General features: G+C 62.5%; 8 protein-coding genes. All 8 read left to right on the plus strand.

Going from position 1 to position 10,881, the window contains the following annotated elements:
* The first annotated feature begins 620 nt into the window (after positions 1 to 620).
* On the plus strand, positions 621 to 3,011 hold the full coding sequence (locus CFE47_RS30485) for a TonB-dependent receptor plug domain-containing protein (RefSeq protein WP_286842823.1): 2,391 nt from the start codon (positions 621 to 623) through the stop codon (positions 3,009 to 3,011).
* Positions 3,012 to 3,036: 25 nt separating this feature from the next.
* Entirely contained in the window at positions 3,037 to 4,002 is a 966-nt protein-coding gene (locus CFE47_RS30490; RefSeq protein ID WP_185704306.1) for an amino acid ABC transporter permease, read from the plus strand.
* Positions 3,995 to 4,768 carry an amino acid ABC transporter ATP-binding protein gene (locus CFE47_RS30495; protein ID WP_286842825.1) on the plus strand — a complete coding sequence of 258 codons (774 nt, stop codon included), beginning with the start codon at positions 3,995 to 3,997 and terminating at the stop codon, positions 4,766 to 4,768. The genes CFE47_RS30490 and CFE47_RS30495 overlap by 8 nt, the downstream gene beginning before the upstream one ends.
* A gap of 18 nt (positions 4,769 to 4,786) precedes the next feature.
* On the plus strand, positions 4,787 to 5,710 hold the full coding sequence (locus CFE47_RS30500) for an ABC transporter substrate-binding protein (protein ID WP_286842828.1): 924 nt from the start codon (positions 4,787 to 4,789) through the stop codon (positions 5,708 to 5,710).
* 12 nt (positions 5,711 to 5,722) lie between these two features.
* Complete coding sequence (locus CFE47_RS30505; protein WP_286842830.1) at positions 5,723 to 7,306, plus strand: flavin monoamine oxidase family protein; 1,584 nt, start codon at positions 5,723 to 5,725, stop codon at positions 7,304 to 7,306.
* 11 nt (positions 7,307 to 7,317) lie between these two features.
* A complete protein-coding gene (locus CFE47_RS30510; RefSeq protein WP_286842832.1) occupies positions 7,318 to 7,752 on the plus strand; it encodes a RidA family protein in 435 nt (144 codons plus the stop codon).
* A 132-nt stretch (positions 7,753 to 7,884) separates the two neighbouring features.
* A complete protein-coding gene (locus tag CFE47_RS30515) occupies positions 7,885 to 9,237 on the plus strand; it encodes an LLM class flavin-dependent oxidoreductase (protein WP_286842835.1) in 1,353 nt (450 codons plus the stop codon).
* 68 nt (positions 9,238 to 9,305) lie between these two features.
* On the plus strand, positions 9,306 to 10,622 hold the full coding sequence (locus CFE47_RS30520; protein WP_286842837.1) for an MFS transporter: 1,317 nt from the start codon (positions 9,306 to 9,308) through the stop codon (positions 10,620 to 10,622).
* The last annotated feature ends 259 nt before the right edge of the window (positions 10,623 to 10,881 follow it).

Raw genomic sequence — 10,881 nt, forward strand, 5'->3', positions numbered from 1 at the left:
AGGCGCCCCGTTAAACCACGCTGGCCGAACGCAGGCTTGAATCCGTGGGTAACCCGGCAGGACGCCGGGTTAGCCGCCCCGCGCCATGGATGGCGCGTGGCGGCGGCCCACGGATTCAAGCCGGAGTTGAGGGCATGCCGAGCCTAGGCGAGGCACCGAGTGGTGGGGCAAGAGCCCTTTGGTTACTTTGGGGCTCTTTTCCAAAGTGACTCGCCGTAAGGGCGAAACCAATATCCGCCATCACCCAAGTAACGGATCAATCCCCCAACAATCTCAAAAAGACATCATTAAAATGAATAACCACATAAGAAAATAATGAAATCCAAGAATATTAGCTTAGACCAAAACAGCATTATATTTTCAAAACCCATTCCGTTATGTTTGATCGCAACAGCCTACCCCTGACCCTGGATGGTACCCATCGTGATTCAGATTCTGCTCCCATAACCGGGTAACCATCCCCGCCGCAGAATCGTTGGAAGGGAATTCAACGTATGTTGCCGATTCAAACCCCACACGCGCCTTAGCCCCAAATCGCCGCAACACCCCCGAAAAAAATTCGAGCACCGCGCACGACGCGTGACTGCCCGACTTCGCGATTTGGACATGCAGGCAAGCCTATGAAGCAAACGTTAACACCCACCGCCCTACTGGCCCTGGCACTCCTGGCCAACACCGCCCAGGCCCAGGACGACACCCTCTCCACCGTAGTCGTCACCGGTAACCGTGGCGCCGAGCAGCGCACCGTCACCAGCAGCCCGGTGCCAATCGATGTGGTCAGCGCCAAACAACTGCAAAGCACCGGCAAGCCCGGTTTGATGGAGGCCTTGAGCGCTGTGATTCCGTCGCTGACCCTGCCGGAAAAAACCGGTTGGGACGCCAGCGGCATTGCCCGTGCTCCCAACCTGCGTGGCCTGAGTGCCGCCGAAGTGCTGGTGCTGGTCAACGGCAAGCGCCGCCACACCAGCGCCACCCTGAACATCAACGGGATCAACACCGGCGCTGCGCCGGCCGACCTGGACCTGATCCCCATCAGTGCCATCGACCATGTCGAAGTACTGCGCGACGGCGCCGCCGCCCAATACGGTTCCGATGCTATCGCCGGGGTGATCAACGTGATCCTCAAGGCGGATACCAGCGGCACTTCGGTGACCAACGTCGGCCAGGGCTACGACGGCAAGAAGCAAACTGTGCAACAAAGCCTCAACAAGGGTTTCGAAATCGGCAACGGCGGTATCGTGCAATTGGCGCTGGATGCGCGCAGCCAGAACGATGACAACAAGGCCAGTGCCAACGGCTACACCTACGGCCAGGCCTACGAGCAGGCGGGTCGTTCGACCTACGGCGGCTATGGCACGCCCAAGACCAACCTGCTGACCCTGGGCTACAACGCCGAGCTGCCGATTGATGACAGTTTCAGCCTGTACTCCTTCACCACCTATTCGCGACGCAAGGCCGAGCAGGGCCAGAACTTCCGCCTGCCGACCATCACCAACACCATCACCACCGGCCCCAATGGCTACCCCGGCGGTTACACGCCCACTTGGTTTATCGACGAAGACGACTTCCAGGCCGCGTTCGGCGGCAAAGGTACCGTCGGCGAGTGGGACTGGGATTTGTCCACCACCTACGGGCGTAACGACGCGGAGCAGGGCACCACCCACAACCAGAACCCGTCCCTGGGCGAAGCCACGCCGAACCACTTCACTTCCGGTACGTGGATTTCCACCGAGCTGACCACCAACCTCGACTTCAAGCGCGGCTTTGACGTCGGCCTGGAAAAGCCGCTGGACCTGAGCTACGGCTTTGAGCACCGCCGTGATACCTATGAGGTGCAGGCCGGTGACTACGCGTCCTATGCCAACGGCGGCTACTGCGTGGCACCGGGTAATTGCGCATCAAGTGGGGCCCAGGTCACCAACGGCATCTCGCCGGATGAAGAAAGCAGCGCCTCGCGCAACAGCCTGGCCAGTTACGTGGATGTGGGTTTCAACCCGGTGCCGGACTGGTACATCGGCACCGCGTTTCGCTACGAGCATTACAACGAAGGCGTGGGCGCTACCCGCAGCGGCAAGCTGACCACGCGGTATGACTTCACCCCGCAATTCGCCGTGCGGGCCACGGTGAGCAATGGCTTCCGCGCGCCGTCCCTGGCCAACAGCCTGTTCAGTGCGCGCTCCACCACGTATGGCGTGGTGGATGGGGTGTATCAGTCGATCAACTATGGCGTGTTGCCGGTGAGTTCCGCCGCTGCCAAAGCCTTGGGCGCCCAGGAGCTCAAGCCCGAGCGTTCGACCAACTTCAGCCTCGGTTTCACCCTCACGCCCACCGACCGCCTGAGCTTCACCGCCGACGCCTACGTGATCAACCTGCGTGATCGCATCACCCTCACTGGCACCTTGCTCGGCCCGGAAATCACCCAGGTGCTGCAAGGCAACGGCATCACTTCCACCTCGGGCGGGCAGTACTTTATCAACGGTGCCGACACCCGCACCAAGGGCCTGGACCTGGTCAGCAACTACAGCCAGGACCTGGGCCAGTACGGCTCGCTGAAGTGGACCGCCGCGTTCAACTGGAACCAGACCAAGATCCTCAACTACAAGGAGTCCACCACGATCCTTGGTACGTCCTATGACCTGATGGATCGCCAGGCCCGCAACCTGATCACCGGCGTGCAGCCCAGCACCAAGCTGATCCTGGGCGGTGACTGGAGCATTGACCGCTTCAACCTCAACCTGGCCCTGACCCGCTACGGCTCCTACAAAGAGGTCAACGTCTCCACCGACCGCAGCCTGGATCGGGTCTACAGCGCCAAATGGATCACCGACCTCGACCTTGGCTACAACCTCACCAAAGACCTCAATGTCGCCATCGGCGCCAAGAACCTGTTCGACGTGTACCCGAAAAAACAAGGCGTGCCCAGCAGCACCATGGTCAGCAGCTACGGCACCTATTCGCCCTTCGGTTTTACCGGCGGTTACTACTACACCCGGCTGACTTACGCCTTCTAAGGCCGCAACCCGCGAGGAAGAGAACATGCCCATCGTCGCCAAACCCTATGACCTGATAGATCAGGCCAGCCCGGCTCGCCCGGTCCGTGTCTCCACACCGATCAAGACCCTGCAGGTGGTGCCCGCACGGCATCCCTGGCGCTGGGCGGGGTCGATCTTCGCCGCGCTGGTGCTGTTGGGCATCGTGCATTCGCTGGCCACCAACCCGCGTTGGGAGTGGGGCGTGTTCGGCCAGTGGTTCTTCTCGCCCTCAGTGCTGCGCGGTCTTGGGCAGACGCTGTTGCTGACCTTGCTGAGCACGGTGTTCAGCATCCTGCTCGGCACTGCATTGGCGTTGGCGCGGCTGTCGGGCTCGCCGCTGCTGGCGGCGCTGGCCTGGGGGTACATCTGGTTTTTCCGCTCGATGCCGGCGTTGCTGGTGCTGATCATCCTGTACAACTTTGCTTATCTGTATGACCACATCGTGCTCGGCGTACCGTTCACCGACGTGGTGTTCGCCGAGTGGTCCACGGTGGACGTGCTCAGCCAGTTCACCGTGGCGGTGCTAGGCTTGAGCCTGATGCAAGCGGCGTATGCGGCGGAGATCATTCGCGGCGGCCTGATCGGCGTCGACGCCGGCCAGCATGAAGCGGCGGCGGCCCTCGGTTTGCCGGCTTCGCGACGCATCTTCCGGATCATCCTGCCCCAGGCGCTGCGTTCGATCTTGCCGTCGGGTTTCAACGAGATCATCGGCCTGGTCAAGGGCACCTCCATCGTCTACGTGCTAGCCCTGCCGGAGCTGTTCTACACCGTGCAGGTCATCTACAACCGCACCCAGGCGGTGATTCCGCTGCTGATCGTGGCCACCGTGTGGTACCTGATCATCACCACCGTGCTCACCAGCGCGCAGTACTACGTCGAACGCTACTTCGCCCGTGGCACTGCGCGCGTGCTGCCGCCCACACCGTTGCAACGCATCCGCCGCTGGCTCAAGGAGAAAAGCCATGAGTGACGCACGCGCCGGCCGCATTCAGATCCAGGGCGTGGGCAAGCGCTTTGGCAACCAGCAAGTGTTGAAAGACATCGACCTGACCATCGACCCGGGCAAGGTCACGGTGATTCTCGGGCCTTCCGGCTCAGGCAAGTCGACCTTGCTGCGCACCATCAATCACCTGGAAAAAATCGACAGCGGGCACATCACCATCGACGGTGAATACGTCGGTTACCGGCGCAAGGGTGACCTGCTTTATGAGTTGAAAGAGCGCGAAATTCTCAAGCGCCGTATCGACGTCGGCTTTGTATTCCAGAACTTCAACCTGTTCCCGCACCTTACCGCCTGGGAAAACATCGCCGAAGCGCCCCTGGCCCATAAGCGCTGGAGCAAGGCCGAGGCGCAAACCAAGGCGGCCGAGTTGCTGGCCAAGGTTGGCCTGGCGGACAAGGTCGATGCCTACCCACGCCAGCTCTCCGGCGGCCAGCAACAGCGCGTCGCCATCGCGCGTGCCCTGGCGCTGGACCCCAAGGTGCTGCTGTTCGACGAACCCACCTCGGCCCTCGACCCGGAGCTGGTGGGCGAAGTGCTCGACGTGATCAAGGGCCTGACCCAACTGGGCGTGACCCTGGTGATCGTTACCCACGAAATCGGCTTTGCCCGCGAAGTCGCCGACCACGTGGTGTTCCTCTGCGACGGCCAGTTGATCGAAGAAGGGCCGCCAGAACAGATTTTCCGCCAACCCCGACATCCCCGCACCGTGGCCTTTCTCGGCAAGGTGCTTTAGTTCAAGGAGTGACTGCCCATGTTTATTTCTACTGCCCGCGTGGCCCTGCTGGCACTCGCCGTCAGCACTGCGCAAAGTGCTTTTGCCGTGCAACAGGTCGACCTCAGCCCCGACCGCGTGCGCATCCATGTGCCGCGCAACGAAGCGGCCATCGCGCAGATCCCGCCGGGCTTCAAGTTCGCCCAGCCGGGCAAATTCACCGTGGCCGTGTCCGGTGTGGCCGGGCCACCGCTGGCGCTGTTGGCCAATGACGACAAGACCACCATAGGCAGCGAAGCCGACACCGCGCAGTTGGTGGCCGATAGTCTGGGCCTGCAACTCAACGTGGTGCAGACCAGTTGGGAAGACTGGCCGCTGGGCGTCAGCTCGGGCAAATACGATGCGGTGATCAGCAACGTTACGGTGACCGAGGCGCGCAAGAAACGCTTCGACTTCGCCACCTATCGCCAGGACGTGCTCGGGTTCTATGTGAAGAGCACCAGCAAGATCACTGAGATCAAACAGGCTCCGGACATCGCCGGCTTGAAGATCATCGTCGGCTCCGGCACCAACCAGGAAAAAGTCCTGCTGGCCTGGAACGATGCCAACGAAAAAGCCGGCATCAAGCCTGCGCTGTTGCAGTACTTCGACGACCAGGCCGCCGCGCAACTGGCGGTGCAATCCGGGCGCAGTGATGCGCTGTTCGGGCCCAACTCGGTGTACGCCTATTCGGCGGCGATCACCGGCGGCATCAAGCGCGTCGGTACTGTCAACGGCGGCTGGCCGTTGCAGGCGGATATCGCCGTGACCACGCGCAAGGACAACGGCTTGGTCAAGCCGATCCACACCGCGCTGGAAGGCGCGATTGCTGGCGGCCAGTACGAGCAGGTGCTGCAACGCTGGGGCCTGGATGTAGAACGCGTCGACAAGTCGCTGATCAACCCACCGGGCCTGCCGGATTAAGGAGCGTCACACATGGGACTTACACGACGTGAAGCGCTGTCGAGCATCGCTGCGGTAGGCGGCGAAAAGGCCGTCAAGGATGCATTGGCGGTACTGGGCCTGGGGCCTTCGTCGCACCGCCGCCCGCAACCGCTGAAACTCAAGGACGGCCTGGGGCAAGGCACCCGCGTGCTGGTGCTGGGCGCCGGGATTGCCGGGCTGGTGACCGCCCTGGAACTGACCCGCGCCGGGTTCGCGGTGCAAGTGCTGGAAGCCCGTGAACGAGTCGGTGGCCGCACCTGGACGATTCGTAACGGCGACCGCGTGGACTACAAGGACGGTCGCACGCAAACCGCCGCATTTGATCAAGGCCACTACTTCAACGCTGGGCCTGCGCGCATACCCAGCCAGCACCGCACGATTCTCGACTATTGCAGCGAGCTGGGCGTGCCGCTGGAAGTGCTGGTCAACAGCAGCCACGGCGCGCAGGTACGGCCGGATATCACCAAGCCCGCGTTCAGCGTCGGCCAGGCGATCAACGATGCGCGCGGACACTTGTCCGGCTTGCTGGCCAAGGCTGTGCAACGCGATGCCCTCGACGATGTGTTGAGCAGTGAAGAACGCACGCGCTTGCTGGCGTTCTTGCAGGTGTACGGCGACTTGTCGCAAGAGCTGGCCTTTGAGGGCACGATTCGTTCGGGGCACCTGGAGTCACCCGCTCACCCCGGCGCTTTACCGGCCAGCCGCAGCCCGCTGTCGTTGGATCAACTGCTGCATCCAGAGCTGTGGGGCGCGTTGCTGCACACCGAATTCCCGGAGTTCTCCGCCACCATGTTCCAACCGGTGGGCGGCATGGACCGCATCACCGATGCCTTTTACGCGCGGGTGCGCGATCACATTCAATTGGGTGCCCATGTGCGGCAGATCCGCCAGTTGGAAGACTGCGTGGCGGTGACCTACCACGACAAGCACAGTGGCCGTGAACACGTGGTGCGTGCCGACTACCTGGTCTCGACCCTGCCACTGCCGCTGCTGGCCAAGCTCGACACGGATTTCAGCGACCCGATCAAGGCCGCCTTGCTCAGTACCCGCAGCGATCAGGCGACCAAAGTGGCGTGGCAATCGCCGCGCTTCTGGGAAACCGACTACCGCACCTACGGCGGCCTGTCCTGGATCGAACACCCGGCGCGCCTGCTGTGGTACCCGAGCAACGACCTCAACACCCGCGAAGGCTTGCTGGTGGCGGGCTACGTGACCGGGGAGGGCGCGGACGTATTTGGCGCGCAGCCTTTCGACAAACAGTACGCCACCTCCAAAGAGGCCGTGGAGCTGCTGCACCCCGGCTATTCCAAACACCTGCGCAACCCGCTGGCGGTGTCCTGGGAGCAGATCCCCTACAGCGAAGGTCCGTGGCTGCAACGTGAACACTTCCCAGCGGACGCCAGCGCCTTGCTCGAAGCCGGCCATGGCCGCGTGTACTTCGCTGGTGACGGCCTGGTGCAGAGCGGGGTGGGCATCTGGCAGGAATCGGCGGCTAACTCGGCGCGCCATGTGGTCGGGCAACTGGCCGAACGCGTGACCCAACAACGACAGATCGCGGCAGTGGCCGCTTCTTAAGGAGATTCACCATGAGCGACAGCATTCAACGCACCAGCGTCGGTAATTTCCCGATCTCGCAGACCGTCACCGTGCCGGCCTCTGCCAGCCTGATTTTTGTCAGCGGCACCTTGCCCGACCTGCACGATGCCAATGCCCCGGCGGGTACGCCTGCGGCCTATGGCAATACCGAAGTGCAGACGGTGTCGGTGTTCAACAAGATCCGCCAGATCCTGCGCCAGCAAGACCTGGACCTGGGGGACATCGTGCAGTTGCGCGTGTTCCTGGTGGGCGCCGAAGAGACCGGTGGCAAGCTGGATTTTGCCGGGTTGCAGGCGGGGTATACGCAGTTTTTCGGTACGCCTGAGCAACCGAACAAGCCAGCGCGGACGGCGTTGCAAGTGGTGGCGTTGCCACTGCCCGGAGCCTTGGTGGAAGTCGAAGCCATCGCCGCCAGAACGGCCTGATTCACACAATTAAAAATGTGGGAGCGGGCTTGCCCGCGATAGCGGTGGGTCAGTAACTGATTATTCAACTGATACACCGCTATCGCGGGCAAGCCCGCTCCCACAGGGTTTATCTATTTCAGGAGCCTTTGTATGTCCACCTCACCCCGGCAACTCAAATTCGGCGCCATCCTCACTGGCGTCGGCACCGCGCAAAACGAATGGCTGCACCCGCAGATCCCCGGCAATGCCAGCGTCGATATCGACTGGTATCGCGCCCAGGCCAAACTGGCGGAGGCCGCCAAGTTTGACCTCGTATTCATCGTCGACAGCCCCTACATCACCCCGGATTCGGCGCCGCACTTCCTCAACCGCCTTGAGCCGTTGACCCTGCTCTCGGCTATCGCGGGCGCTACCTCGAAAATCGGCCTGGTGGCGACCCTAACCACCTCGTACACCGAACCCTTCAACGTGGCGCGCCAGTTCGCCTCGCTGGACCACATCAGCGGCGGCCGCGCCGGTTGGAACGTGGTTACCACGGGCCTGGAAGGCGCTGCCGGCAACTTCGGGCTTGAGCAACATATCGACCACACTGAGCGCTACCGCCGCGCTGCCGAGCACCTGGATGTGGTGCAGGGCCTGTGGGACTCCTATGAAGACGACGCCTTTGTGCGCGACAAGCAGAGCAAGGTGTTCCTCGACCCACAACGCCAACATCGTCTCGACCACCACGGCGAGTTTTTCTCGGTGACCGGGCCGTTGAACATCGAGCGTTCGGCCCAAGGCCAGCCGGTGATTTTCCAGGCCGGTATTTCCGAGTCCGGGCGCAGCCTGGCGGCCAACTACGCCGAGGGGATCTTTGCCGGCGTAGGTAACTTCGAAGACGCCCAGGCGTACTACAGCGACATCAAAAAGCGTACGGCAGCAGCCGGACGCAATCCCGATCATGTGACGATCTTGCCGGGTATCTCACCGATCATTGCCGACACCGACGAACAGGCCCAGGCCATCGACCGTGAACGCAACGGTGAACTGGACCTGAACAAGGCACTGGTGCAGCTGGGGCGGCCGTTCAACTACCACGATTTCAGCCAGTACCCACTGGACGAACCCTTCCCCGAACTGGGCGATTTGGGCAGCAACGGCTATCGCGGCCATGCCGAGAACATCAAGCAAGTCGCCCGTGACCAGGGCCTGACCTTGCGCCAGGCGGCGTTGCGTTTTGCCAAGCCATTCTCCAGCTTTGTCGGCTCGCCCAAGACCGTCGCGGATGAGATTGAGCGCTGGTTTGTCGAAGGTGCCGTGGACGGCTTCAACATCCACGTGGGCGCCCCGGATGACTTCGCCAAATTTACCGACCAGGTGCTGCCGTTGCTGCGTGAGCGCGGGTTGTTCCGCAGCGAGTACAGCCACAGCACCTTGCGCGGGCACCTGGGCCTGCCGGTGCCGGTCAACCGCCACACCGCCGCGCGCGCGGTTCAACCCTTGCAAGCGGTAGGTGCATAAATGTCTCCAACAGCGTGAGCGCGGCGTTCGATTACCGCGTGCCGGCGATTGCCGGGTGTGCCTTGTTCATGGAATTGCTCGACGCCACGGCGGTGCTGACCGCATTGCCGCAAATGGCCACCGACTTCGGCGAGCCGGCGTTGCGCATGAACCTGGTGGTGTCGTTGTACCTGTTGGCGGCCGCGGTGTTTGTGCCGGCCAGCGGCTGGGCAGCGGACCGTTATGGGCCGCGCCGGGTGTTCCTCACGGCGATTGCGTTGTTCACCTGCGCCTCCCTGGCCTGTGCGTTGTCCAGTTCATTGCTGCAACTGTCACTGGCGCGCCTGGCCCAGGGGGCGGGCGGGGCGATGATGGTCCCGGTGGGGCAGGTGATCCTGCTGCGCTGGGCCTCGCGGGACAACCTGCTGCGCGCCATGGCCTTTCTTACCGCCCCCGCGTTGTTGGGGCCGGTGATCGGGCCACCGTTGGGCGGGGTGCTGGTGACGTATGCAGCCTGGCAGTGGATTTTCCTGATCAACCTGCCCATTGGCGTTTTGGGCGTGTGGCTGGTGTGGCGCTACATCCCGGACTATCCGCCGGGTGAAGCCGGGCCGTTTGATGCGCGGGGGTTGCTGCTGAGTGCGGCCAGCCTGGCGTGCCTGGTGTTTGCGTTTGAGGCATTGGGGCATGGACTGCTTGAGGCGTTGCCGATTGTCGGGTTGGTGGTGGCCGGTGCGCTGTTCGCCTGGCTTTACGTGATGCATGCGCGGCGTTGTGAACGGCCGTTGCTGGACTTGACGTTGTTGCGTATTCCGACTTTTTCCATCGCGATCTGGGGCGGGAATGTGTTCCGTCTTGGCAGCGGTGCGTTGCCGTTTCTGTTGGTGTTGTTGTTCCAGTTGGGGTTTGGCTTGAGCCCGCTGGCGGCGGGGTTGCTGACGTTTGCCGGTGGCGCGGGGGCGTTGGCGATCAAGTTCGTGGCGGCGCCGATTGTGCAGCGGTTCGGGTTTCGCCAGACGTTGGTGGGCAATGCGTGTTTGTGTGGGTTGTCGATTATTGGGTGTGCGGTGTTTCGCGCTGATACGCCGTATCTGGTGATGGTGGGCGTGTTGTTTTTTGGCGGCGTGGCGCGGTCGCTGCAGATGAGTACGCTGGGGGCGTTGACCTATGCCGACGTGCCGGCGGCGTTGTCCAGCCGCGCGAGTAGTTTGGCGGCGATGACGATGCAGTTGAGTTTGAGTCTGTCGGTGGGGGTGGCGGCGACGGTGCTTGGGGTGGTGCAGCGGTGGCGGGGGGAATCGGTTGCTACGGTTGAGAGTATTGTTGTGGTGGTGGTTTTTAGTGGGGTGGTGTGTGGGGCTTCGGTGGTGGTGTTTCGGCGGTTGCGGTCTGGGGTTGGGCTTTGAGTACATATCCGTTTTTTGGGTGAGGGCTGGTATTGGTTCCGCTCTTACAGCGGGTCACTTTGGAAAAGAGCCCCAAAGTAACCAAAGGGCTCTTGCCCCAACACTCGGCACCTCGCCTAGGCTCGGTGTGCCCTCACTCCGGCTTTGGAGCGTGGGCCGCCGCGATGGGCCATCCTTGGCCCAGCGCGGCTAACCCGGCGTCCTGCCGGGTTACCCACGCTCCAAAGCCTGCGTTCGGCCAGCGTGTTTGACGGGGCGC

Source organism: Pseudomonas sp. PGPPP1, assembly GCF_002255865.1.
Taxonomy (GTDB): Bacteria; Pseudomonadota; Gammaproteobacteria; order Pseudomonadales; family Pseudomonadaceae; genus Aquipseudomonas; species Aquipseudomonas cremoris.